Below are 23,620 nucleotides of genomic sequence, written 5' to 3'. Positions count from 1 at the left end.
GGCATGGACGCGCGCGTGGAGTGGGTGCGGCACTCCTACCCGTCCGGCCAGTCGGAATGACTACCGTGCGCCGATGCGTGCCGGGAGCTCGGTGCATAGCCACAGATCAGGGCGCCCGATGCCACCAACTACAGAACCCAACTACAGAACTCGACTAGACAACCCGAGTACAGAACCCGAGTACAGAACCCGAGAAAAGGGAGGACAGTTCATGTTCGTCATCACCGGTGCCAGTGGGCGTACTGGGCGGGCCGCCGCTGTGCGCCTGCTTGCGCAGGGGTGTGCCGTCCGAGCCGTCGGCCGTTCGGCCCGTCGGCTCGCCGACCTCGCCGAGCGGGGCGCTGAGGTGTGGGAAGCCGATCAGGCCGATACCGCTGCGCTGACAGACGCTATCCGTGGCGCGGACGGCGTGTACGCGGTGATCCAGCCCAACTACCTCCCCGATCACCCCGACTTCGGCGCCTTTCAGGACCAGGTGGCGACCTCCCTTGGCGAGGCGGTCACCGCGTCCGGTGTGACCCGCGTCGTCGGGCTCAGCAGCTGGGGAGCCCAACACGCCGCGGGCAACGGCCCGGTGGCAGGGCTCCACCGGTTCGAGCAGCGACTCTCGGCCATCCCCGGAGTCAACACGTTGTGGTTGCGGGCCGGCTACTTCATGGAGAACCTGTTGGACCACATCGGTACCGCCAGGGAACTCCACCGCATCCGCGCCCCGTTCGCCCCCGACCTTCCGCTGCCCTTCGTCGCCACTCGCGACATCGGCGGCCGAGCGGCGGACGAACTGGCCAACGGGAGGTGGCGCGGTAGGGGGGTCCTGGAGCTCCAGGGCCAACGCGATGTGAGCATGCGGGAAGCGACGGCCGTGATCGCGAAGGCCGTCGGCGCTGACGACCTCAGCTACGAGCAGGTCGGCATCGACCGCTTCCACGCGGAACTGCGGAGAAACGGTGTGTCCGCCAACGTCGCGGACATGATGGCCGAGGTCGGCACGTCGCTCAATCTTCGGCACACGCGCATGCAGCAGCCCCGTACCGCCCGTACCTCCACCCCAACCTCCGTTGAACGGTTCGTGGAGGAGGAATTCGCTCCCCGGTACCGCGGGACCGGAGTGGCGCGGAAGCCCTGCTGATGGGTGTCGCCGCGGAGCCGTACGTGACGGGGAGGCGGAGGCGTGGGGATCAACTGTCCTTCCGTGGCGCGCCGCTGGTCTGCAGGACGCTCGTGTAGGGCGTGTTGTCCGGGCGGGTGTAGCGGGCGCTCTTCTGCTGCCACGACACCATGGAAGAGATCGGGTACATGATGTCGTGGGCGAACCGGAAGGCGCAGGCGGTCTCTTCGGGAGTCAGGCCGCTCCGACGGCACGCGGTCCGCATCCGCGACCGCTGGAGGAGCATGTTGTCGCAGGCTTCGAGTACGGCCTCGACGGTGCGCTCGACGGCCTCCTGGCGCGTGCAGCCGAGTTCCCGCTCGAAGACGAAGACGAGGTTGTGGTGGTCTCCGGCCGCTTCCTCCTTGGTCTGCGAGTAGAGGTCATTGATGTAGCAGATGGCGTCGTTCGCCGAGTCGAAGAGCGAGCGGAAGGCCGGGACGGCACGCAACTCGGCGGTCGTGTGGTAGCCGTTGGCCACCTCGATGAGATCGGTCATCAGGTGAACGGCCCCGGTCTTCCTCCGGAAGTCGCGGTATTCGCGGTAGCTCAGCGGTTTTCGGTTCGCCCTGTTGCCCGTCTCCTCCATGGTCGAGCTGAGGAAGACGGCCCAGTTCTGGGTCAGACGGGCGTGGTGCTCCGTCGGGTAGAGCTCCTTCTCCCTGGTGATCACGTCATGGAGCGCCAGGAGGAAGGGGGAGGCGTCAGCGGGCACCACGCCGGTTTCCAGGTAGGTGAGCAGTGGCTCGCCGACTGACCGGGCGTAGCGGGAGTTGGTGGATTTCTCGCCCACGTGGAGATCGTCGTAGATGGTGCACCAGTTGAACGCGTTGGCCGCGAGTTCCAGGCCGTCGGCCGGTGCGTCGGGCAGCCACCCCGCGACCAGCAGGGCGATGTCCCACGAACGGTAGCGCCGCTCGTCGTGCGGGGTCGACATGAGTCCGGCCCGCCCGGCCCAGTCAAGATCCCGTTGTCTGGCCGTGGCGAGGTGCGCGTTGATGCGCAGCGGGAAGGGAACGGTGATGTTCGGGCAGCTCACTTGCACCTCCAATGCGGTGACGTGCACCCCGAGTCGCGGTCCTCAGGCGGCCGTTGTGTTCACGAGGTCCTCCGGGTGACGGTGTCGACCAGGTGCCTCAGGTGTGGGAGGGCGGCGGGCGTTATGAGGGTGGTGGTGTTCAGGGTGTCGAGGACGGCTTGTCGGCGTTGGCCGATGAGGTCTTCGACGTGGGCGCGGGCACCGCAGGCGGTGAGGGCGCCACGGATCTGCGCGGCTTCGCCCTCGGTGAGGTGGGGGTTGGCGAGCAGGCGGTGCAGCAGGTCCTTGTCGCCGGGTGCGGCGTCGCGCAGGGCGAGGGCGATGAGCAGGGTGTGTTTGCCCTCGCGGAGGTCGTCCAGGCGGGACTTGCCCGTCACTTGGGGGTCGCCGAAGACGCCCAGGAGGTCGTCGCGGAGTTGGAAGGCTTCCCCCAGCGGCAGCGCGTAGGCGGACAAGGCGTCCAGCAGTCGTGGGGACGCTCCGGCGAGGGCGGCGCCGAAGTGCAGGGGGCGCTCGCAGGTGTACTTCGCGGTCTTGTAGCGGATGATCGCCCGGGCCCGCTCGATGTCGCCGCTGGGCCGTCCGGTGGCGTCCACGTCGAGGTACTGGCCGTACAGCACTTCGGCGCGCATGGCGTCCAACAGGGGTAAGACGCGGAGCAGTTGAGGAGGGGAGAGGCGGGCGGTGTGGATGAGTTCGTCGCTCCAGGCCAGGGCGAAGTCCCCGACGAGGATGGCGGCGCTGGCGCCGAACCGCTCGGCTGCCTGCCCGCCGTGATGCGTGGCATGACGGTCGGCGAAGGCGCGGTGGACGGTGGGCCTGCCGCGGCGGGTGGAGGAGTCGTCCATGACGTCGTCGTGGACCAGGCAGAAGGCGTGGAACATCTCCAACGCGGCGGCCACCTGTAGCACCGGACGCGGTGGGGGAGCGGCGCCGCCGGCGGCGTACCAGCCGAGCACGCAGAGCATCGGGCGCAGCCGCTTGCCGCCAGCGGCGAGGAAGTCCCGTAAGGCCGAGGGGACTTCGTCGGGCAGGTCGCCTGAGGTGGCATCGGTCCGCTTGTGGTCCAGGAACTCGGTCAGGAGCGCTTCGATGTGGCAGCAGGCCGCAGGCAGGTCGAGTTCGCCGGTCGCGGGGGTTGCCGAGGTCGTCGGGGGAACGGGAGACGCCGGAGGAACTAGCGTCATGTGTCATTGCCTTCCGTCGCGCTGGCCAGGGAGCTCAGCGCCCGGTCGTGGGCCGACCGGGTGCGGGACGGGCGGTCGCGCAGGCTCCCGACATCTCAGGCAACTCGCACCGCGGCGGGGTGGCAACCCTTGACGATGGCACATGACGGCATGTCACAACATCTCCACACGCGGCCAGACCCATGGCACGCGCCGCGCACGGAACGGTCTCCTCGGGGACTGCCGTTGGCGGAGCTCGCGGTGTCGAGCCGTTGCGGGTCCTGGTGTTCAGCTACCCCTGCGCTGACGCACCCAGTACGCGCGGGCGGAATCCGATGACGGCCTCGGCAACCGCGTCGAGATGGCTCTCCAGGAGGAAGTGGCCGCCGTCGAGCAGGGCGATCTCCGCGTCCGGGGCGTCGCGCCGGAACGCCTCGGCGCCGGCCGGCCCGAAGATCTCGTCGTTGCGGCCCCAGATCGCGAGGACGGGGACACGGCTCGACCGCAGCCACTCCTGCACCGTCGGGTACAGGGCGCGGTTGCTGGCGTAGTCGCCGAACAGGGCGAGTTGGGCCCGGTCGACGCCGGGGCGGGCGAGCAGCGCCAGGTCGTGCTCCCAGGCATCGGGATCGACCAGGCTGGGGTCGGGGACACCATGGGTGTACTGCCACTCGACGGCTTCGCGGCCCAAGGCGGGCCGCAGCCGTGCCTCGTTCTCCGGAGTGCGTTGCGCCCCGTAGGCCCAGACGGGTTCCCAGAAGTCCGGGACGAACCCTTCCTCGTAGGCGTTGCCGTTCTGCGAGATGACGGCGAGGACCGCTTCCGGGGAGGCCAGCGCGAGTCGCCAGCCGATGGGGGCGCCGTAGTCCTGTACGTACATCGCGTAGCGGCGTACGCCGAGGCCGGCCAGGAAGGTGCGCGTCACGTCGGTGAGGGCGTCGAAGGTGTAGGGGAAGTCCGTCACGCTCGGCGCCGACGAGCGGCCGAAGCCGATGTGGTCGGGTGCGATCACCCGGTACGGACCGGCCAGCGCCGGGATCAGGTGGCGGAACATGTGGGAACTCGTCGGATAGCCGTGCAGGAGCAGGAGGACGGGGGCGTCCGAGGGGCCCGCCTCCCGGTAGAAGACGGTCAAGCCGTCGACGTCCGCGGTCCGGTGATGAACAGCAACCACAGTAACCCCTTAATTGGATTTAACTGGTTAGGTTATGCTGATCATGCGTGGGGCCGTACGACGTGTCAAGGAGGGTGAGCCGTGGTTGAGGACGAGGACCTGCTGCTCGCCGTGCTCAACAGCGCACCGGTGATTGACGGTTGCCCCACGGATTTCCTGAGCGGGGAGGGGGCGGCGGACTGGATACGGGCGCTGGGAGGTCGCGGCGTGAAGGAGGAGTGCGACCGTCTGCGCCTTGTGCGCGACACGCTGCACCGGCTCGTCCGGCGGACGTCCTCGGATGTCGGCGAGCTGACTCTCGCGCTCGATGGGGCGCGGCTTCGCCCGGCCGTCTCGCCCGCAGGCGTGGTGTGGCACCTGGAGGCGGAGCCCGGGGAGGAGCTCGCCGTCCGCGTCGTCCTCGCGTGGTCGCGCGTCACCACGGAACTGCCGCGACGGCTACGGGCCTGCGCCAACAGGGAATGCAACCTGTTCCTCATCGATCACAGCCGCCCCGGGACCGCCCGGTGGTGTTCCATGGCGGTCTGCGGCAACCGCATGAAGGCGCGAACCCATGCGCGCAAGCGGCACGTTGGGTAGCGATCGTCCCGGACGGAAGTCGGAACAACGTCACCGCTGGCGCGCGGGAGGGTGGCCTGTCGTATCCGGGCGGAGTCTCAGTCGCCGGTCAGGCTGTGACCGAGGAGGGGGAGCAGTCGGTCCCAATGGCGTTGCAGGGCGGCGGAGTTGAAGGCATCCGTGTCGGCCATGGTGAAGCCGTGGACGGTGCCGGGATAGATCTCCGAGGTGTGGTTGACGCCCGCGGCGTCCAGCGACCGGTTGAGCTCGGCGAGGGTCTCGGGCGTCAGGTCGCTTTCGGCGTGGCCGAGGTGGACCCGGGCGGTGAGCTTGGCGAGGAGGCGCTCGTTGGCGTCCACGGGGCAGTGGAATCCGGCGACGGCGGCCACCTGCCCGGGGTGGGCCGCGGCGGTGCGCATCGCCAGGAGGCCGCCTATGCAGTAGCCGGTCACCGCGACCGGTCCGGCACTGACCTCGGGCTGGGTCGTGAGGAACCGGAGGTAGGCATCGGCGTCCCGCAGGATGCGGTCGGCGGTGTGCGCCTTGATCAAGGGCATGATCCGCTCGACGAGCGCGGGTCGGGCGTCCTCCCCGATGTGCTCGGGGAGTGCGATCACCGGCGTCGGGCCGTGCCGGTAGAAGAAGTTGGGGACGAGCACGTAGTACCCGTGCCCGGCGAGTTCGCCGGCCAGCTCCCGTAGCGCGGGCCGGATGCCGAAGGCGTCCGCGTACAGCAGCACGCCCGGGTGCCGCCCGTCGCCGTCGGGGAAGGCGGCGAACCCGTCGCCCCGGCCGTCCGTGGTGGGAATCTGAACTGTCTTGATGGGCAAGTCTTCCCTTCCTCCTCTTCCTTGGTTTCCACTCAACTTGCTTTGGTCGTGCCTACGTTGGCGGCGCGAGTGAAGGTATATCGTTAGTCCGACTAACGCAATGGCTAGGATGGGCGCCATGAGCAGAGACGAAGCCGCGGACACGTCCGATGACGGCACGCCCAGGACGCCCGACAGGCTGCGTCGGCGGGCGAGTCGACTGCTGTCGCAGTTGACCGTGCGGTCGGACCGGCTGATCAACGACGGGCTGGCCCGGGTCGACGCCCGCAAGTGGCACTACGCCGTGCTCGCCTCGTTGCAGGATCTCGGGCCGGGCAGCCAGGCGGTGCTGAGCGGGCGCACCGGCATCTACCGCAGCGACATGGTCGGCGTGCTCAATGAACTCGCCGAGCGCGAACTGGTCGAGCGCGCGCCGGATCCCGACGACCGGCGACGCAACGTCATCACGATCTCCGCCAAGGGCCGCCGTCAACTACGCCGCCTCGACAAGGCCCTGGACGACCTCCACGACGAACTCCTCGCACCACTGGCCCCGGCCGAACGCGACGACCTCGTGCAGTTGCTCACCCGCTTGCTGGACCATCACACCCGGGCCTCCTGACCCCGCGCAGCGTCAGCCGTGCGCCCGCCTGACCGAATTGGCGCTCTTGACGATCGATTCCAGCCAGTTGATGGTCATACTGGGTCACGAGTCGATCGTCCGGCTACCGAAGCCCATGCGTCAGTACATCCTGTGGTGGGAGGACAACGCCGGTGACAAACCTGGCACTTGAAGGATTGGCCAGCGCACAGCACTCCGCTGTCCACCTGGAGATGCGCGACGCCTACCAGCCCAGCGATCCCGATTTCATCGCGTGGCAGAACGGCAAGCGCCTCGACCCCGCCGCGGACCGGTCGACGTGGTGGCGTCCGTTCCTGGACGCGGTCGCCGAGGCGACGGGACGCGGAGTCAGCATGCGGCGGGCACGCATCGTGTCCGAGCCCGTGACGGACTACATCAGGTACGAGCACGACATCAGCTTCACCAACGTGGCCGCCGGGGAGCTGATTCGGTGGCTCCCTCGACGCAGGGCGGTGGACATACCGCTGCCCGGTGCTGACCTGTGGATGTTCGACGGGTCGTCCGTGCTGTTCACCCACTTCTCCGGAGTGGGCGAGGTGGTCGAGCGGGAATGGCGTACCGAACCCGCCGTTGTGGAGCTGGCCGGCTCGGCGTTCGAGGCCGTGTGGAAACGGGCGATCCCGCACGAGGAGTACAGGCCGGGCTGAGGCAAGACGGTCGAGACGGGGGCGGTTATCGAGGTGGTCGCCCCCGCGCTCCGCGTTCTCGGGTCTGCCAACTCAGGTGCGGGAGGCGGCCGTTGGGGTGGTAGACCCCCGCCCGCCCCGGGTGAAGAAGTCGATCACCTCCCGGGGCGCGGGGTGGTGCGGGGCTTCGACGTCGTCGGGGTGGGCGGCGAGGGCCTGGCCGAGCTCGGCGCCGTCCTGCATGGCCAGGTTGGCGCCCTCCCCATCGGGCGGCGAGAGGTGGGCGGCGTCGCCGAGCAGGGTCAGGCCCGGCACCCGGTCCCAGCGGTGCCCGATCGGCAGGGCGTGGAGGGGGCGCAGGACCGGTGCGGTCCCGCCGGCGGTGATCAGGGCGGTGAGTTCCGGCGCCCAGCCGTCGTACTCCTCCGCGATCCGCGCCGTCGCCGCGGCGGCGTCGGCGAAGTCGACGGCGGCGAACCAGTCCTGCGGCTTGGTCAGCGAGACGTGGGCGTGGAGGGCTCCGCCCTTCGCCCGGTGGGCCACGAACAATCCGGCTTGCCCGCTTGCCTGGCCGTGCAACGGCGGGGGAGTCGGCTCAGATGGCCAGGACCCGGCGCCCGCGCGTGTGACCGGCCTGGCTGTCGGCGTGCGCGGCCGCGGCCTCGGCGAGCGGGTACGACTTCTCGACCGGGATGTGGAGCCCGCCCCGCGAGATGAGGTCGACGGCCTCGGCGAGCGCTTCCGGCACGCTCCCGGCCACGCCGGAGAAGCGGACGCCGAACTCCGGCGCGCTGAGATCAGCGATGGACAGCACCTTCTGCGGATCCCCGGTCAGTTCGACGAGTTCGCGGAGCACGCCCGAGCCCGCCAGGTCGAGAGCGGCGTCGACGCGGCCGAGGTGCCGCACCCGCTCGACCCAGCCCTCGCCGTACGTCGTGGCGAGGGCGCCCAGGCCGCGCAGATAGTCCTGGTTCGCGGCCCCGGCCGTGCCGATCGTCGCGATGCCACGGTCGCGGGCGATCTGCAGCACCGCCGATCCAACGCCCCCGGACGCACCACTGACCAGCAGCGTCTGCCCGGACCGCACGCCGACCTCGCGCAGGAGGCGCAGCGCGGTCTCCACCACGGACGGATACCCGGCCGCCTCCTGGAACGTCAGCCCCTCGGGCATGCGGGCCCAGGCCGACAACACGGCGAACTCGGCGTAGGTGTGGGCGCCTTCGCCGAACACCCGGTCGCCGACCTCGATCCCTTCGACGCCCTCGCCGACCTCGTCCACCACTCCGGAGGCGTCCTGCCCGACTCCGGCCGGCAGCTCGATCGGACGGAGTTCCTGGAACTGGCCTTCGCGGATCCTCCAGTCGACGGGATTCACACCCGCCGCGCGCACGGCGATGCGTATCTGGCCGGGGCCCGCGTGAGGTTCCTCGGCGGCTACGAGTTGCAGAACATCCGGACCGCCGAACTCGGCGAAGCTCACTCTCTTCATGCGGTGGACCGTAACACTAACGGTTAGTGTTTTGGAACTGTTCTGGTTCCGTATCTGATAGCTTCAGGGTCATGAACGAGCCGTCCGGACGCCGCGAGCGCAAGAAGGCCGCGACCCGTCAGAAGATCGCTGACACCGCCCTGCGGCTCTTCCTGGAACGCGGATACGACGCGGTGGGCATCCGTGATGTGGCCGCCGAGGCAGACGTGGCCGTCACCACGCTCTTCTCCCACTTCGCCTCGAAAGAGGCCCTGGTGTTCGAGCGGGACCAGGACTTCGAGCAACGCCTCACGCGGGCCGTCACCGACCGGGCGCCGCGCGAGCCGCTCATGCCCGCGCTGCGCCGTGAGATCCGGGCCATGGTGCGACATTGCACGGCGGACGACGCCGCCCCGATCTGGCGCATGATCGACGCATCGCCCGCCCTGCGGGAGTACGAGGAGTTGATGAGGCTGCGTCATGCGGAGTCGCTGGCAACGGCCATCGCCGCCGACCTCGACCTGTCGGGGACCACCACGACCTGCCGGACGATCGCGAGATTCGTGCTCGACGCCTACTCGCTGGCCCGCGAGGCGCCCGAACCGGAGGCCGCGGTGGACGAGATCTTCCGGATGATCGAGGCGGCCTGGGAAGTCGCCTGAGGGCGTGGGGCCTTGGGGCCGATGGGGCGGAAGTGCGAGTGGGCGGGCACTGCCGGGAGGCGTCGTCCGGGCCGTTGTCAGTGGTCCCGCCTAGCCTTGGGGCATCCGATGGTTCGACCCGACTCTGGAGGTTTCCATGGCTTCGCGTCTCAACCCCTACCTCACCTTCGGCGGCGACGCCCGAAAGGCGATGGAGTTCTACAAGGAGGTCTTCGGCGGCACGTTGGAGCTGAAGACCTTCGGCGAGTTCGGTCAGGCCGGTGCGCCGGAGGCCGACAAGGTCATGCACAGCGTGTTGGAAAGCCCAAGCGGCCTCACCCTGATGGCCAGCGACACCCCTCCGGGGATGACGTACACCTCGGGCGACAGCTTCGCGATGAGCCTCACCGGTGACGACGACGCCGAGCTGCGCGGCTACTGGGAGAGACTCTCCGCCGGCGGCTCCGTGGCCGTGCCCCTGGAGAAGCAGATGTGGGGCGACACGTTCGGTATGTGTACGGACCGGTTCGGCATCCGCTGGATGGTCAACATCGGGTCGGCGCAAGGCTGAACGGCCCCACGCCGACCCGGGACACCGGAAGGGAACCCGTCGACTGGTCAACTGGCTGACTGGTCAACCAGGCGCCTGGGTAGACCCTTTGGCGTCGTGGGTAACGCTGCGGCTGGACCGTTGGGGTCCGTTATGCCGGTTCGACGGGTAGCCACAGTTCGCAGGTGGCGGTGGTGAAGTCCTCCGCACGTTCCAGGATCGTGAGGATGGAGGGGCCCGGGCGCAGGCGCCACGGGTTGGCGGGGAACCACTCGGTCGCGGTGGCGGCCCAAGTCGCCTGAAGGGCCTGCGGATACGGGCCGGCGCTGTGGAAGATCGCCCATCTGCCGGCCGGTATCCCGATGGCGTCGAGGTCGTCGGGGACGGGTGTGTCCTGTGTGACGGCGACTCCGTGCAGGTAGGTCAGTTCGCTGCCCTCCGGGGCGTCGGGGGCCAGGTCGTCGGAGACCGCCAGCAGGCCCGCCGGCTCGGTGTTGCTGAGGGCCTTCAGCCGGGCGTGCTCCTGTTGTGGGAGTGTGGCGATGTGCTGCTGGATGTGCGGGTTGATGCCCTGATAGATGAGCGGGACCCGGGCCGCGTGTCCGATCAGCCGGAACGCGGGGCGTTCGATGACGCGCGTGTCCATGGGGGTGCTCCCTTCTACGGTCAGGCGGAACCTGAGCTGCGGTTGTGTGCGAAGGGGGCCTCCGTCGCGACGCACCGCACGGGGTGTGGCGCCGTGGACCGCCCGGAACGCACGGCCGAACGCCTCGGTCGAGCCGTATCCGTGCCGGACGGCGATGCTCAGCAGATCGTCCTCGCCCCGGACGACGTCGGCGGCGGCGACGGTCATGCGGCGCCGGCGCACGTACTCCGACAGCGGCATGCCGGCCAACGACGAGAACATCCGACGCAGGTGGTACTCGGTCGTGCCGAGCGCCGTGGCCGACACCTTCACGTCGAGCTCCTCGGCGAGGTGTTCCTCGACGAGGGCGACGAGCTGGTTGAGGGCCGAGATCATGGGGCCTCCCTTCGCCCTCAACCCTGGCAGAAGGCGCCCGGCCGTACCCGATCGTTGCGATCCGATCCGATCGGGTGCCTGGGCGGACGAAGGGCCACTGCCGTACGACAGCGCCGCCGGGGTGGGCGCTCGTTCAACGCCCCTCCCCACGGCGGCGTTTCGCGCGGGCCCGGCAATCCCGGCCGATCGCGGCGTCGCGATCTCTTGCCGGTACTACCCCAAGGCGTCCGGGTGCCACCCGAGAGCCGTTTCCACCCGGGTCGCGAAGTCCAGTACCGCGGCGGCGCGGAGGGACCAGGCGCGGTCCGTGGGGCGGTGCAGGGTCTGGACGAGCAGGACCGAACCCTCGGGGCTCCCGGGGAGCGGTTCGATCGCCAGTCGGCGGGCCACCTGCCAGGTGTGGTTGCGGTCCGGACCGGCCGTGGTGGGCGTCAACGCACGTGCTGCGTCGAGGAGTTGGGTGTTGCGGTTCAGCCGCTCCGCGGTCGCCGGGTCTCCCTCGAAGTGGGCGGAGGTGGCACCGCTGGGCGTGCTCAGCTCGACGGCGGAGGGGACCTTTGGGACCAGGGGCACCGCGTAGAGGAGGTGCCCCAGTCCCAGGCTCCGACGGATGCCCGAGCGCCCGGTCAGGACCGAGGCGCGGAGCTCGAAGCGCCTCGGGGACTGGGCGTCGACGTAGAGGAAGCAGTGCGTCGGCACGGGCATTCCGCTGAACCGTGCGCGCGGCGGGAGCAGGCTCCCGGCCGGCACGCCGGTGCTCTCGGCCGGCAGCGTCATGGCCAACGGTGGCGCGGTAAGGCCGAGTTCGTCCCCCAGCGCGGTGGTGAGGTCGACGGCAGTCTGCTCGGGAGTGGCGTTCCGGCCGGACCAGATCGCGGCGGGCATGGGCGTGTTCTCCTTGCTCGGTCAGGAAAGGCCGGTGGCTTCCTGGCGGACCCGGGCCGCCTGCCGGTCCTGCCCTTCGGCGTCCAGGAGTTCGCTCAGCCGGTGCAGCGCCGCCCGGTGTTCCGCCTGGAACCGTCCCGGCCGGGCCCGGGTGAGCGCGCGCCAGGCGTCGGCGGCCTCCCCGGCCCGGGCCAGTGCGTCCGCCTGCCGGCCCTGGATGGCCAACTCGTCACGACCGACGTCCAGTTGCTCGGCCTGCCGCAGCATGGCCTGGGTGGGGTCCTCGACGGGGGCGGGCGCGGCGGCCTCCTCGCGGGCGACCCGGCGCTTGCGCATGGTCACGCTGAGGTATCCCACCAGGGCGATCAGCCCGCCGGTGATGGCGCCGGAGACCAGCTTGTGCAAAAGATCGTTCATGGGAACCCGTTCACTCGCTAGGGCGCGCACCTACGGAGCGGGGTGCGGACGCGGCGGGCGCACGACCGACGGTCCGGCGCCCTGTCCGCACCACCGTCGTGGGTGGCGCTGAAATGACGATGAAACCTTGCTGGGGTGCGGGCCGCGGATGGTGCGGCCAAGGGGAAACGCCGTGGCTGCGGGGCGGTTGGCGCAGCAGACCGGGCTTCCCGGTGGCCGCCCCGCAGCGCTGATGGCCGACGTCCTACTGGGCGTCGTACCAGGTGATGCCGTCACCGCCGTCGTGGCCGATGGTCCGCGTCATGATGTTGCCGTCCTGCCAATACTTGGGGTGCTCTCGCAGGAATCCGGGGACCGACCGGAGCGAGGTGGCGTCGCACGCCAGGTCGGTGTGGAGGCAGAAGCGTCGCACCGGGACGCCGGCGTACTTCGCCGGGGCGGCCCCCGTGGACGTGAACCCCAGGGCGCTCCAACCCTGGGGAACGCGCGCCCAGATGCCGGTGCCGGGCTGCATCGGGTCGGCGTAGAGCATGCCGTTCACCTGCGCGCGGGGTATCGCGGTGCGGCCGTCGGCGATCGTCCGGAGCACCTGGTCCGCCACCTGGGCGCCCTGGGAGTAACCCACGATCGTGAAGCGGGCGTTGGGGTCGCGGTGGTAGGTCTCCTCGGCGGCGGCCAGCAGATTGCGGTAGCCCTCGCGGACACTGGCGTCGTAGCTGAGGGCGTGGACGTCCGGGGCGTTGTGACCGTTGAGCCAGGGGCCGGCGCTCGCCGGGTAGCAGACCGGTACCGGAATGCCGCCGTTGAGATGCTTGTTGGCGAACGCGTAGGTGGAGGTGCAGCCGGGCGCGGGCGCCGCCGAGCCCGTGCCGCCGACCTCCAGGTAGTAGTGGTGCACCGAAGCGGTCTGGGCGACGGCGGGTGTGGCGGCGGTGAGGGCCACCACGGCCGCCGCCGCTCCGGCCGCGCCGAGGGCCTTCTTCCATCTGGTGCGCAGGGTCATCGCTCTGCTTCTCCTTGAGCCGGGGTGGGATGAGTGGGGCAAGTGCGGTGTGAGGGCTCGACGTTAACCGTGGTCGTTGGAACGGGGAGGAAACGCGGGGCTGCGGTGCCGGCCGGGCAACGCCGCCCGGCCCGCGCCCGGGGCGGTCAGTGGGTTCCGTCGGTGCGACAGCGTTCCACGAGCGCCCAGAACACGAAGAGGTTCGGGATCCTGGGCATGGCCGGCCCCCATCTGTGCTGCGCGCCGTCGATGGTGAGCACGAGGAAACCCTCCGCCGTGCCGATCCGTTGCACCCGCGCCCAGGGCATGCACCGCTCTCCGACCCCGATGTGCGCTCTGCTCAGCCAGACGTCCCCGAAGGAGACGCGCTCGCCTCGATGGAGCGCGGCCAGGGCGCCGGGTAACTGGGCGCGCGTGACGGCCCGTTGGATCGCGTGCTCCCAATCCCGCGCGTCACCGCCCTCCGGACCGCCGTGCAACACCAGGCGCTTCCGCTCGACGTCGGTGAGCGTGTGGAGGAGGGCGGCGCCGGCGGGGGAGGAGCCGCGCGACCGGGTGCGGTGCCGGAAGACCGAGGTGGTGTCGTAGCGGACGACGTGGATCCGGCCCTTCAGGGCGACGGTCATGCCGTGCTCGTACAGGTCCAGTCGCGCGTTCGGACTCGCCCGCGTCGCGCGGTACCGGCCGTATCCAGCGAGGGGAGGCAGCCAACGGACCGGCCGGAACGGGCCGTTCCGGGTGCGCGCGCGGTACGCGGTGGCCATGTGGGTGGCCAGCCGCCTGCCGAGGCGCGCGCGGCCGGCCGCCGCGGAGATCCGCGCCAGCAGCAGCTCTTCGCCGCGGCTGCGCGGCGTCGATCTGGTCACGGCGTCGTCGGGGCGGGGCCGGCATCGCACCCGCGCATGATCGTCCGGTGCGTCCGCCGCAGGAGTTGGCTCGGCGGCACCCCGAGCTCCTCGGCCAGCCGGCGGCGGGTGCGCTCGAACACGGTCAACGCGTCGGCCTGCCGGCCGCTCAGACACAGCGCGCGCATCAGCATCGCGGCCACGGGTTCGTCCAACGGCTGCGCCGCGGCCAGCGCCCACAGCTCGTCGACCGTCTCGACGTGCCGGCCCAGCCGCAGTTGCAGGTTCAGCTTGCGCAGCACGAGCCCGGTCCTGCGCTCGGCGAGCCGCAGCCGCTCCAACTCCGCGAACGGGCCCGGTAGTCCGGCCAGCGGCTCCCCACAGAACAGGTCCAACGCCCGGGTGAGGCAGCGGACCGCCTCGGCCAGTTCACCGGTCCGCTCGGCCGCACCGGCGGCGGTGACCCGTTCCTCCATCCGCGCCACGTCCACCTCGACCGCGCCCGGGACCAGCCGGTAGCCGCACCGGTCGTGCCGGATCACCGACTCCGTGTCGCGCTCCATCTGCAGGGCCTTCCGGAGCCGGTAGATATAGACCGGCACGACCTTCGTGAGCGGCGGCTCCATCCCCCAGATCCCGTCGAGCAGTTCGTCCTTGCTGACCGTCCGGTCCCGACACAGCGTCAACGCCGCCAGCACGGCCTGCTGGCGCAGGTGCCCGAGATCCACGGGCTGCCCGTCGCGCCAGGCCCGCAGCGGCCCGAGCACGGAGATCCGCACCCGCTGCTCGGGCACGCGGTGGACGGTGGCCCGCTGCACGGGAAGGGCCGCCACCCGGGGGCCCCGGCCGGGGACGACCAGCCCGCAGTCGAAGGCGTGCACGATCGCGGCGGCCCGGTCCCGGAGTTTCAGCTTGGCGAGTATCCGGCCGAGGTGGTCGTCGACCGTGTTGTCGGGGAGGGCGAGCGAGCGGGCGATCTCGCTGTCCGTCAGGCCACAGCCGACCGCACGGAGCACCGCACGCTCTTGATGCGTGAGTTTGGTGACGGTCGGTCGGTCGAGAGCCGCGGTCGTCGGCATTGCGGGTACTCCTGGCTTCAGGCGGTCGGCAGTTGCCCTCGACGCTGGTCCCGGGGCGGCCAAACGGACAGGCCGACAGACCGGCCGTATCCGGCCGGTGGCCGCGCTAGAGTCCTCACCTGGGGAAATCGACACGTCGGGGGAAGGCCGAGATCCGTGACCAGTGAGTTCAGCGCGCTGTTGAAAAGGCTGCGACGTGCAGCGAACCTGACACAGGAGGCGCTGGCGGAGCGCGCCGGAGTGGGCGTCCGCACCATCCGCGGACTGGAGACCGGCGAGCGCGCCGACCCACGGGTGACCACCGTGCGGCTGCTCGCCGATGCGCTCGGGCTGAGCCCCGAGGACCGCGAACGGCTACTGGCGTCCGCCGTCCACCGGACCGCGGACGGCGACCTTCCGGAAGAGCCGCCCGCCCCGCCGGCCACCCCCGAGCCGACGGCCGGCGGCCCGCAGGGCTCGCCGTTCCACCAAGCCCTGGCCGACGTCTCCGATCAGGTCGCGCAGGCGGTGGCCGCCCGTTGGCGGCGCGAGGAGGAACAGCGGCAGGTCCACGACCCCTATCCGCTGCCGGTGCGCTGGCGGACGGTCGCCGAGGAACTGACCGACCACTGGGCCAACATCCGCCGCCTGCCCCCGGGGAGCACCCCCGACCCCCTGGACCTGGGCGGCCAACTCGACGCGATCGTGGACGTGTACCGGCGGATACCGTCCGGGCGGCTGGTGATGCTGGGCCGCTCGGGCTCCGGCAAGACGATCCTCGCCCTGCGGTTCGTCCTGGACCACCTGGCGTCCCGGGGCCGCGCCGACGCCGTACCGGTGATCTTCAGCATCGGCTCATGGGACCCGACCGCCATCACGCTCCGGGACTGGCTCGCCACGCAACTGACCCGCGATCACCCCGGCCTCGCCGCCCCCGGGCCCGGCGGCGGAACGAACCTCGCCGACGCGCTCGTCGAGACCGGCCGCATCCTCCCCGTCCTCGACGGCTTCGACGAGATCGCCGACGGCCTGCGCCGCCCCGCACTGGAAGCCCTCAACGCCACCACGCTGCCGCTGCTGCTGACGAGCCGTCCGGCCGAGTACGCCGCCGCGGTGGCCGAGACCGACGTCCTCACCTCCGCCGCCGCGGTCGAACTGACCGACCTCACCCTGAACGATCTCGCCGACTACCTACCGCGCACCACCCGCAAGGCCCGCGGCCGCTCGGCCCCCGCCTGGGAACCCGTGCTCAGCGAGCTGCGCGAGCGACCGCACGGCCAGGCCGGCGCCAACCTCGCCGCGGTGCTGACCACTCCGCTGATGGTCACCCTCGCCCGCGCCGTCTACAGCGACGCCCCCGACAGCGACCCGTCCGCACTGCTGGACACCCGCCGCTTCGGCACCCCCGAAGAACTGGAGGACCACCTCCTCGACAAGTTCCTCACCACCGCCTACCGCCCCCGCCCCGAACACCGCCCCGGCGGCACGTCGTTCCGTACCTGGGACCCGGTACGCGCCCGGCACTGGCTCGGCTACCTCGCCCACCACCTGAACTGCCTCGACACCCCCAACCTGGAATGGTGGCGCCTCGGCTACGGAATGCGCCGCACCACCCGCACCCTGGTGACCGCGCTGGTGGTCGGCCTGGCCGTCGCCCTCGTCGACGGCGTCGTCGGCGTCCTCTTCGACTCCTTCTCCTTCCAACTCGTGGACGGGTTGGTGGCGGGGCTCCTCGCCGGGCTCCTGTTCGGGATCGCGTACTGGTTCATGGTCGCCGCCAAGGACGCGGCGGTCGCGCCGTCCGGCGTCCTCATGAAGATCCGCAGCAGGGAGGGGAGATCGGGGCGGCACCCGCTCCGCCGCCTGGCCATCGGCGTGCTCTGCGGCCTGGTGTTCGGTGCCGGCTACGGCTTCGTACGCGGGGTGCTCAACAGACTTCCTTTCCACGTCGACCTCCCGGCCCTCCTGGTCAACAGCCTCGGCGACGGCCTCATCTACGGCCTGATGTTCGCCCTGGCGGCCGGCCCCACCCTCGGCCTGCTCACCCTCTTCGAGACCCCGCTCGACATCCGCTCCGCCCTCAACCCGGTCAGCCTGCTCCGGACGAACGGCCGCACCGTCGCCACCCAACTCCTCATCTGGACCCCGGTCTTCGGCGTCCTCGTCGGCTTCGGCTCCCTGGCGGTGATCGGCCCCGCCTCGGCGATCCTGGGATCGGTCGTCTGGAACCTCACGGCCGCGTTCAAGCTGGGCACCATCAGCGGACTCGGCGGCGCCCTCGGCTACGTGTTCAGCCTGACCTCCTGGGGCCAGTGGACGGTCTTCTCCCGGCTCTGGCTGCCGCTGACCGGCCGGCTTCCCTGGTCCGTCGTCGCCTTCCTCGAAGACGCCTACCAACGAGGCGTGCTCCGCCAGGCCGGCGCGGTCTACCAGTTCCGCCACGCCCGCCTGCAACACCACCTGGCCCGCGCCTACCGCTCCCCGCGCCCCGAAGCGGCGGAGCAAGCCCGCGTGAGTCCGGTACCCGCCGCCCCCGAAACCGGCACACCGTAAAGCGGACGACGGCGGAGGCGCGGACACGGAGCCCTCCGACGATGCCTCAACCGGCCTTCTTCCGCCGGAGGGCCGAGCCGTCGCGGAGCAGGAAGACGACGATGCCCAACGCCGCCAACAGGACGACGAGGAGGCCGGTGCGCCCGCCCACGTACGTGCTGATCGTGGACCAGACGCCGACCGGCTGGGACCCGGCCGACTCGCCCAGCCAGACCGACCCGTCCGAGGTCGAGGCGGGATGGTCGGTCGAGCTGCGGGCGGCATGGGCAAGCCCGGGGTAGAGCTTGTCCATTCGCGCTGCGCTCAGCTTCCGGGTGCTCAACTTGCTGAAGTCGACGCCCCCGGTCCGCATCACGTAGGTGACGGTCGAGTTGCCGACGCGGGCGGTTTGCCTGTACGTGAAGTCCCCGTTCCGGATCGACCGGAGAAAGCTGTCGTACACGCTCCGCGGCCGCCATGAGCCCCCGAGCTTGGCGGGGCCCAGGTCGTGCGAGTCGATGAGGCGGTCGAACGACGTGGTGTGGCCGTCCCGATGACGGTCGCGGACCCACTGCGCCACGACCCGGGCCAGGAACGCCTGCCGGATCGGCGCGTACGCGGGGGACGAGTTGACCAACTCCGCGATCTTGGGTGCCACCGTTGCCTGTTCGAAGCGTTCGTTGCGTGCCGTGGCCTTCGGATCGGTATTGCACGGGGTGTTGCCAACGGCGCTGATCTTCATGGCCTGGGTCTTGACGTTGAGCTTCGCCTTGAGGACGTAGAGGGACGAACCGTCCTGACGCACCTCCACGTCCCCCGGCACGATCCACAGCCGCGACGAGTAACAGACGGACCCCGAGGAGACTCCGAGCTCCTTCCAATACCGCGCGCCGAACGGCGTGTTCGGGTCCACGAGCCGGCCCGCGTCCCGCTTCATCCGGAAGTCCGCGTCGAGCAGCGCCCGCCCGGCATTCGTCTGACCCAGATCGGAGTCGACGATGCGGTCCGGCTCATCCGGATTGAGGTTGACCCAGAACTTGTTGGGGTTGAGGACCAGCCAAGTCCGCAGGTCCAGGAGGCTGTTCGTCAGCACGTCGAGACCGGAGTCCAGGTCCTGCCGGGTCCCGTGCGCAGCCGGTTGCCCCGAGAAGGAGTACCGCACGCCACCGGAGTCGGGGTCGTCGGAGAGGTAGCGCAGCTTGACGGTGGAGAAATCGACGCCGCCGTAGTCCTTCCCCCCGAGCGCTTCGGCGAGCCCGCTGGACGAGGGTCCCCGTTCAGAGGAGCAGGGGGCGGCCAGTGGACGCGCTGCCGCCATCGCCATGATCGGGCCGCCGTGTTGGCCCCCTCCGGGCTGGCCCGCTGCTCCGGTCTCGCAGGGCGGCCGAAGCCCCACGGCTGCCGCTCGTTCCCGCTCCGACTTTTCGCTCCTCTCCCTGCTTCGCCGAGCAGTCGCCTTGCTCATGACGTTCTTTGAGGTTGCCACGGAAGCGTCGGATTCTGGAGTTCCACCGCGACCGTAACGGGATATCGCGAACCTTTGTTGGAAGTTTCTGGTCGCTTTGTCGCACGTGTTCAGGCACGGACTGTTCTCACTCGCGAGCCCCCGCGACGACTTCGCCAAGACCGTCTCGGTGAGCTGCTTGGCTTCCGCGTCGCTGATGTCCTTGTTCATTCTCCGGATGACCGCGGGAGCCATGGCGCGGATTCGCGCGAGGGGGATCTGTTCGGAATGCGTACCGTGGAACACATTGCTCGTTGCGACTTCCAAGAGGGAACTCGCCTGGTCCGCCCCGAGCTGCGCGTAGAGTTCCTCGTTGCCCGCGTGAGTGATGGACCTGGCTTCGATGCTGTAGTTCCCCTTGACGTCGAAGTCGCCTTGGGACATCTTGAACGTTTCCAGCATGGCGGCGTGGAACTTATCCACCCGAAACCAGGGAAAATCCTTGTTGTTCCTCAGCCAGGAGAAGTCGAACCACTCGACCGATACGTTTCCGGGGCTGACGCCAAACCTCGTACGAGCCGTGACGAGTCTCTGGCCCATAGGGTCCCTCAGCAGTTGCCCGCCCGCCGTCTCCAACTGCTCATCGGTGTCCAGGTTTTTGCCCGGCGGCACGAGGAGCCGAACGCCATTGGCGTCGACGAAGGGCGTGGGTGTGGGCTCCGCGAGCGCCCCGGGCGCCGTGGGCACGAAGGCAACGACCACCGCGCCAAGGAGTGCGGCAATGCGTCGCCTTCGACGTGGAGGTGAGTCTCCACCCGCCTGTCTCCTCGCCCTCAGGCGATGAACAAGGGTACGCATCGTGCTCTCCTTCTTCGGTTTGGTCGAGGTCGGGCGTGGACGGGGCCACGGCCGCGGGCCTGCACGTAGCCAGTCCGAGCCCGCCCGGAACCGGTGACGGCGTCACGGCGAACGCCGCGCCCCGCTTGGGGCGTTGGAGCCGGCGACGGTCAGGACGCCGGCCATGAGAAGAGCCGCGGGAACCGCTCCGCCGCGAAGCGCCGGGAGCTATGCCTCATCGCTCACACCGGGCGCCTCGGAGGCGGTGCCCGCAGCGTGGAGATAGGCGGTCAGCGCTGGGCCGGGTGCTGTCTGGCCTTTGGACGGTGAGCCGGAGTCCCTGTCCCCGAGTCGGTAGGCGACCCAGCCCGCGCCGACGACGCCGGCCAGGGCCAGGGCGTCGACGACCGCGGCGCCGGCGAGCGAGGTGCCCGTGGAGCAAGTCCTGCGGTGGAGCATGTCGTTGATGTTCACCGACGGCCGGTAGCCGTAGCCGACATCGCAGGCCGACGCCTCCTGCGCGGTCAGCAGCGGCACGATCCCGGCGAACAGGGCCGTTACGGCCGTCAGGCGCAAGGTGGCCCGGCGAGAGGCGGTCCGGCGGGCGCTCATCGGGTCACCGCCGGAAGGTCGCCCTTCAGCCGCACTATGCGAGTACGCAATGCATCCCCCTGTGAGGTGTCCGTCGGATCGTTGTGCACTTGTCGGCCCGCGAGTTCCAACTGGGCCGTCTGCAGGCGGTGCAGCGCGCGGGCCGAACCCCGGCCGTACCAGCGCCAGGTGCCCACCACCGCCCAGAACCGCCGTGCGGCGGAGGCCAGGACCGGCAGCTCCGCCTGTGTGATGGCCGGGCCCGCCGCGGCCTCCTGCTGGATCGCGGCCCGCATCACCCGGCCGCGTTCCCGCAGCCCGTGCACCAGGAGCGCGACGGCCAGGGCCGTGAACGGCAGCTGTGGGAGGAGCCACAGCAGCGGCGAGATCACCAACGTGTCGAGCGCACTGCCCAGTTCGACGTGACCCTGGACCTGGCGCGACAGCCACCCGGACACCGTCTCGGCGCCCGATGTGCCGCCGATCGCCGCCACCAGGGCGGCCGTGGCGACGAGCCCGCGCCGCCGCGCCTTGGCGGCCAGGCCGAGCCCGGCCCCCAGCAGCGCACCGAACGTCACCTGCCCGCCGAGCAGGCCGATCGACTGCCGGATCCAGTACTCGAAACCGCCGGACACGCCGAGGAACGAGCCCAACGAACCGTAGATCTTGATGAGGAGGGCGCTCTCCACGAAGTTGTAGCCGAGCCCGACGGCGGCACCGAGGCTCAGGCCGGTCACGACATCGGTGACGCGGTGCCGGAACATCAGCAGGAGCAGCACCACCCCCGCGGCGACGGCGAGTTCGTTGACGGCGTCGAGGTGCAGGATCGTCAGGCCCATGACGTGGTAGAGGCTCTTGAGCATCCGGCCGGGATCGGCCGCGGAGGGGGCGCCGCCCAGGTAGCCGTTGAGGGTCCCGAAGACCAGCCCGCCACAGGCGCGGCCGAACCCGAAGACGATCAACGCGCCCCAGGCGAAGGCGGCCAGCAGCGCCCTCAACGGGACCCGGGCGAACCGCACCCCGCCGTGCAGCAGCAACAGCACCACGGCCGTACTGGGCAGGCAGGCGAGCGCGACCGGGAAGTACTCCACCATGACGCTCAGCGGGATCAGCCCGAACGGCAGCAGCAGACACCCCAGCGTCAACCATGTCAGCAGCACCGAACGCCGGTCGGACGGACGCGTGATGACCGCGTAGACCTGGATGAGCACGCCGGCCGCGATGCCCGCCAGTACGGTCCAGAACACGGCGCGCGGCATGGCGAGCAGCTGGCTGAATGAGTCCGGGGCGCCCAACGAGCCCAAGGCGGCCGGGGGTTTGTAGAAGATGGACAGGGTCGGTTCGTCCGGCGTCAGTCGCGGCCGGGTGAGGTCGAGGACCAATTCGAGCAGGTACAGCGCGATGGCGATGCGGCCGATGAGCAGTGCTCTGGCGCGGACCAACGGGTCGTCCCGAACGGGCAGGGCGGCAGGAAGCCTCATGAGTCACCTCCCGGTTTGCCGGGCAGGCCGGGCAGGTCGGTGGGCAGCGGCGGCAGACTCGGCATGTCCGTGGGCAGGTTGGTCGGCAGACTTGTCGGCAGGTTGGTGGGAAGGCCGGTTGGCAGACCTGTCGGCATGTTGGTCGGTAGGCCGGTGGGCAGTGAGCCCGGCGGGATCGACGGCAGGGAAGTGGGCGGTGTGGGGAAGGACGTGGGAAAGGAGGTCGGAAGGGACGTCGGCATCGAGGGGGGCTTCGGTATCTTCGGCACGCTGACGTCCATGGAACCGCCGAGGCTGATGGCCAGCGAAGCGACCAGCAGCACCGCGCCGGCGAGTCCACCGACCATGACAAGCCGGGTCTGGACGCCCGGCGGCCCCTCGTCCGCGTGCTCCGCGTCGCATGCCTGTTTCACTCTTCCCACCATTCTTCGTGTTCGACAGCGGCCGGTGACCGGTGGCCAGTTGGCCGGTGGCTCCCGACGAGCCCGGGCTCGTGCGGTCCGCGTGTCGGGTCAGTGGCGTCGGCTCCGGTGCCGGAACCGACTGCTCCGTTGACGGCACCGGTCGTCCCCGGCCGCAGTGGCGCATCCACCGGGGTCGTGTTGAGTTCCGGGCCGGTGCCGATGGGGTTGGGCAGCCGTCGGACCAGTCGTGCGGCACGCTAGGGGCGGCCGCTGAAATCGCCGTGAAATGGCAACGGGCCTGCCGCTGGCGCGGGTTGCCGGGGTCCCGAGCGATCCGCCGGCGGCTCCGCGGGCCGGGCGATGCCACCGCACTCGTTTCGGCCGGCGCGATATGAAAGTGCGCTTTCCTGCTTCCACTTCCGGGTGAATCTCCGGCCGCGGGTACACGGCGATCGCGCCCCGCCCGGCGTCGCCCTCGACGCCCCGCCATCGGGCCGGAGGAGCCGCTGGACACCCACGACTGACCTGCGTGAACACCATCGCGCAGGGACCTTTCCCAGCCATTGTGGAGAGGGCGGTGGCGGGTCGACGAATCGATTCGGCGGGAGCGCCGGAGCCAATGGCTGTGCGGATGGACGGGCCTCACGCCCCCTGGAGATGTGCCAACTTTCCCCTGCCACCAAGGCATCAGAAACAAGACACTTACCAGGAGGTATCACCGTCATGACTACGCGTACGGCCTTCGGGCTGCTGGCCGGTGCCGCGGTCCTCGCGCTCGCCGCCCCCGCCACCGCCCAGGCGACCCCCTCCCACGAGGGCCACGAGGGCCACCGGGCCCCCCGGAACTGCGCGTCCGGTGCGCTGTGTGCGTACTCCGGCGCCCACTACACCGGCCGGGTCACCGTGATCCGCGGCGACAACAGGAACCTGCTGCACAAGCGGGCCCTACGGCACATCGAGTCGGTCTACAACAACGGCCGTCGCGACGCGGTGATCTGGGACCGCAAGGACTTCAAGGGGCACCGCATCGAGGTCGCCCGCAACGAGGGCGAGGTGCGGCTGCCGCACCGTTTCGGCCACGACGTGGCGTCCAACAAGTGGGAGACGCACCGCCGCTGACCCGGCGCGCGGGCTGAGCTGAAGCGGCTCGCGCCCGCATTTTCCGGATCGTCCGGCAGTAATGCGCAGGGCACCCAGGGAAGTTGTCCCTGGGTGCCCTTTCGCCATGCGTCCTCGTCCTCACGCACTGCGGCCCCGACGAAGATCATTGACGAGAGGGTC

23 protein-coding genes and 1 pseudogene are annotated in these 23,620 nt (G+C 70.3%); 8 read left to right on the top strand and 16 right to left on the bottom strand.

What is annotated here, in order from left to right; genetic code table 11:
* The first annotated feature begins 211 nt into the window (after positions 1-211).
* On the top strand, positions 212-1,129 hold the full coding sequence (locus tag PV796_RS01550) for an NmrA family NAD(P)-binding protein (protein ID WP_274910930.1): 918 nt from the start codon (positions 212-214) through the stop codon (positions 1,127-1,129).
* 49 nt (positions 1,130-1,178) lie between these two features.
* Here PV796_RS01550 and PV796_RS01545 read toward each other — a convergent pair whose 3' ends face one another.
* The 3 genes from PV796_RS01545 to PV796_RS01535 all read right to left on the bottom strand — a co-directional run bounded on the left by PV796_RS01545 (position 1,179) and on the right by PV796_RS01535 (position 4,526).
* Positions 1,179-2,186, bottom strand: coding sequence for a terpene synthase family protein (locus tag PV796_RS01545; RefSeq protein WP_274910929.1), 1,008 nt, complete (start codon positions 2,184-2,186; stop codon positions 1,179-1,181).
* A gap of 59 nt (positions 2,187-2,245) precedes the next feature.
* The gene (locus tag PV796_RS01540; RefSeq protein WP_274910928.1) at positions 2,246-3,373 is read right to left on the bottom strand and encodes a polyprenyl synthetase family protein; all 1,128 of its coding nucleotides are present in this window, start codon (positions 3,371-3,373) and stop codon (positions 2,246-2,248) included.
* Between the two features lie 271 nt (positions 3,374-3,644).
* Entirely contained in the window at positions 3,645-4,526 is an 882-nt protein-coding gene (locus tag PV796_RS01535; protein WP_274910927.1) for an alpha/beta fold hydrolase, read from the bottom strand.
* A gap of 81 nt (positions 4,527-4,607) precedes the next feature.
* On the opposite strand from PV796_RS01535, the gene PV796_RS01530 reads away from it, so the two are divergent.
* Positions 4,608-5,105, top strand: a complete 498-nt coding sequence (locus tag PV796_RS01530) for a CGNR zinc finger domain-containing protein (RefSeq protein ID WP_274910926.1) — start codon at positions 4,608-4,610, stop codon at positions 5,103-5,105.
* Between the two features lie 77 nt (positions 5,106-5,182).
* Here PV796_RS01530 and PV796_RS01525 read toward each other — a convergent pair whose 3' ends face one another.
* Positions 5,183-5,914: a dienelactone hydrolase family protein gene (locus PV796_RS01525; protein ID WP_274910925.1), complete on the bottom strand. Its 732-nt coding sequence runs from the start codon at positions 5,912-5,914 to the stop codon at positions 5,183-5,185.
* A 118-nt stretch (positions 5,915-6,032) separates the two neighbouring features.
* On the opposite strand from PV796_RS01525, the gene PV796_RS01520 reads away from it, so the two are divergent.
* Both PV796_RS01520 and PV796_RS01515 read left to right on the top strand, forming a co-directional pair.
* Positions 6,033-6,515 carry a MarR family winged helix-turn-helix transcriptional regulator gene (locus PV796_RS01520; RefSeq protein ID WP_274910923.1) on the top strand — a complete coding sequence of 161 codons (483 nt, stop codon included), beginning with the start codon at positions 6,033-6,035 and terminating at the stop codon, positions 6,513-6,515.
* A gap of 152 nt (positions 6,516-6,667) precedes the next feature.
* The gene (locus tag PV796_RS01515; RefSeq protein ID WP_274910922.1) at positions 6,668-7,183 is read left to right on the top strand and encodes a DUF6879 family protein; all 516 of its coding nucleotides are present in this window, start codon (positions 6,668-6,670) and stop codon (positions 7,181-7,183) included.
* 72 nt (positions 7,184-7,255) lie between these two features.
* On the opposite strand, the pseudogene PV796_RS01510 reads toward PV796_RS01515, so the two are convergent.
* A pseudogene (locus PV796_RS01510) lies at positions 7,256-7,702 on the bottom strand (FAD-dependent oxidoreductase); the annotation flags it as partial.
* Positions 7,703-7,757: 55 nt separating this feature from the next.
* Positions 7,758-8,651 carry an NADP-dependent oxidoreductase gene (locus PV796_RS01505; RefSeq protein WP_274910921.1) on the bottom strand — a complete coding sequence of 298 codons (894 nt, stop codon included), beginning with the start codon at positions 8,649-8,651 and terminating at the stop codon, positions 7,758-7,760.
* 71 nt (positions 8,652-8,722) lie between these two features.
* Between PV796_RS01505 and PV796_RS01500 the strand changes: the two genes are divergently transcribed.
* Positions 8,723-9,292 (top strand): TetR/AcrR family transcriptional regulator, encoded by a 570-nt coding sequence (locus PV796_RS01500; protein ID WP_274910920.1) that lies wholly within the window; start codon positions 8,723-8,725, stop codon positions 9,290-9,292.
* 136 nt (positions 9,293-9,428) lie between these two features.
* Entirely contained in the window at positions 9,429-9,842 is a 414-nt protein-coding gene (locus tag PV796_RS01495) for a VOC family protein (protein WP_274910919.1), read from the top strand.
* A 130-nt stretch (positions 9,843-9,972) separates the two neighbouring features.
* Here PV796_RS01495 and PV796_RS01490 read toward each other — a convergent pair whose 3' ends face one another.
* The 6 genes from PV796_RS01490 to PV796_RS01465 all read right to left on the bottom strand — a co-directional run bounded on the left by PV796_RS01490 (position 9,973) and on the right by PV796_RS01465 (position 15,071).
* On the bottom strand, positions 9,973-10,842 hold the full coding sequence (locus tag PV796_RS01490) for an AraC family transcriptional regulator (protein ID WP_274910918.1): 870 nt from the start codon (positions 10,840-10,842) through the stop codon (positions 9,973-9,975).
* Between the two features lie 213 nt (positions 10,843-11,055).
* The gene (locus PV796_RS01485; protein ID WP_274910917.1) at positions 11,056-11,727 is read right to left on the bottom strand and encodes a hypothetical protein; all 672 of its coding nucleotides are present in this window, start codon (positions 11,725-11,727) and stop codon (positions 11,056-11,058) included.
* A gap of 21 nt (positions 11,728-11,748) precedes the next feature.
* Positions 11,749-12,144, bottom strand: a complete 396-nt coding sequence (locus PV796_RS01480; protein ID WP_274910916.1) for a hypothetical protein — start codon at positions 12,142-12,144, stop codon at positions 11,749-11,751.
* Positions 12,145-12,388: 244 nt separating this feature from the next.
* The gene (locus tag PV796_RS01475; RefSeq protein WP_274910915.1) at positions 12,389-13,147 is read right to left on the bottom strand and encodes a PE-PPE domain-containing protein; all 759 of its coding nucleotides are present in this window, start codon (positions 13,145-13,147) and stop codon (positions 12,389-12,391) included.
* A gap of 146 nt (positions 13,148-13,293) precedes the next feature.
* Positions 13,294-14,013 (bottom strand): DUF6585 family protein, encoded by a 720-nt coding sequence (locus tag PV796_RS01470; RefSeq protein ID WP_274910914.1) that lies wholly within the window; start codon positions 14,011-14,013, stop codon positions 13,294-13,296.
* On the bottom strand, positions 14,010-15,071 hold the full coding sequence (locus PV796_RS01465) for a BTAD domain-containing putative transcriptional regulator (protein ID WP_274910913.1): 1,062 nt from the start codon (positions 15,069-15,071) through the stop codon (positions 14,010-14,012). Before PV796_RS01465 ends, PV796_RS01470 begins: the two co-directional genes overlap by 4 nt.
* Before the next feature lie 156 nt (positions 15,072-15,227).
* Between PV796_RS01465 and PV796_RS01460 the strand changes: the two genes are divergently transcribed.
* Positions 15,228-17,603 carry an XRE family transcriptional regulator gene (locus PV796_RS01460; RefSeq protein ID WP_274910912.1) on the top strand — a complete coding sequence of 792 codons (2,376 nt, stop codon included), beginning with the start codon at positions 15,228-15,230 and terminating at the stop codon, positions 17,601-17,603.
* Positions 17,604-17,649: 46 nt separating this feature from the next.
* Here the strand turns inward: PV796_RS01460 and PV796_RS01455 are convergent, their stop codons facing one another.
* The 4 genes from PV796_RS01455 to PV796_RS01440 all read right to left on the bottom strand — a co-directional run bounded on the left by PV796_RS01455 (position 17,650) and on the right by PV796_RS01440 (position 22,348).
* Positions 17,650-19,788, bottom strand: coding sequence for a hypothetical protein (locus tag PV796_RS01455; RefSeq protein WP_274910911.1), 2,139 nt, complete (start codon positions 19,786-19,788; stop codon positions 17,650-17,652).
* Positions 19,789-20,091: 303 nt separating this feature from the next.
* Positions 20,092-20,475: a hypothetical protein gene (locus tag PV796_RS01450; RefSeq protein ID WP_274910910.1), complete on the bottom strand. Its 384-nt coding sequence runs from the start codon at positions 20,473-20,475 to the stop codon at positions 20,092-20,094.
* Positions 20,472-21,935, bottom strand: a complete 1,464-nt coding sequence (locus tag PV796_RS01445; protein WP_274910909.1) for a PrsW family glutamic-type intramembrane protease — start codon at positions 21,933-21,935, stop codon at positions 20,472-20,474. Before PV796_RS01445 ends, PV796_RS01450 begins: the two co-directional genes overlap by 4 nt.
* Entirely contained in the window at positions 21,932-22,348 is a 417-nt protein-coding gene (locus tag PV796_RS01440) for a hypothetical protein (RefSeq protein WP_274910908.1), read from the bottom strand. The genes PV796_RS01445 and PV796_RS01440 overlap by 4 nt, the downstream gene beginning before the upstream one ends.
* Positions 22,349-23,062: 714 nt before the next feature.
* Between PV796_RS01440 and PV796_RS01435 the strand changes: the two genes are divergently transcribed.
* The gene (locus PV796_RS01435) at positions 23,063-23,458 is read left to right on the top strand and encodes a peptidase inhibitor family I36 protein (protein WP_274910907.1); all 396 of its coding nucleotides are present in this window, start codon (positions 23,063-23,065) and stop codon (positions 23,456-23,458) included.
* Positions 23,459-23,620: the final 162 nt, after the last annotated feature.

The sequence above is a fragment of the Streptomyces sp. WZ-12 genome, assembly GCF_028898845.1.
Taxonomy (GTDB): Bacteria; Actinomycetota; Actinomycetes; order Streptomycetales; family Streptomycetaceae; genus Streptomyces.
Note: the sequence above shows the minus strand (reverse complement) of the source record. Positions and strands in the feature narration are given on the sequence as shown.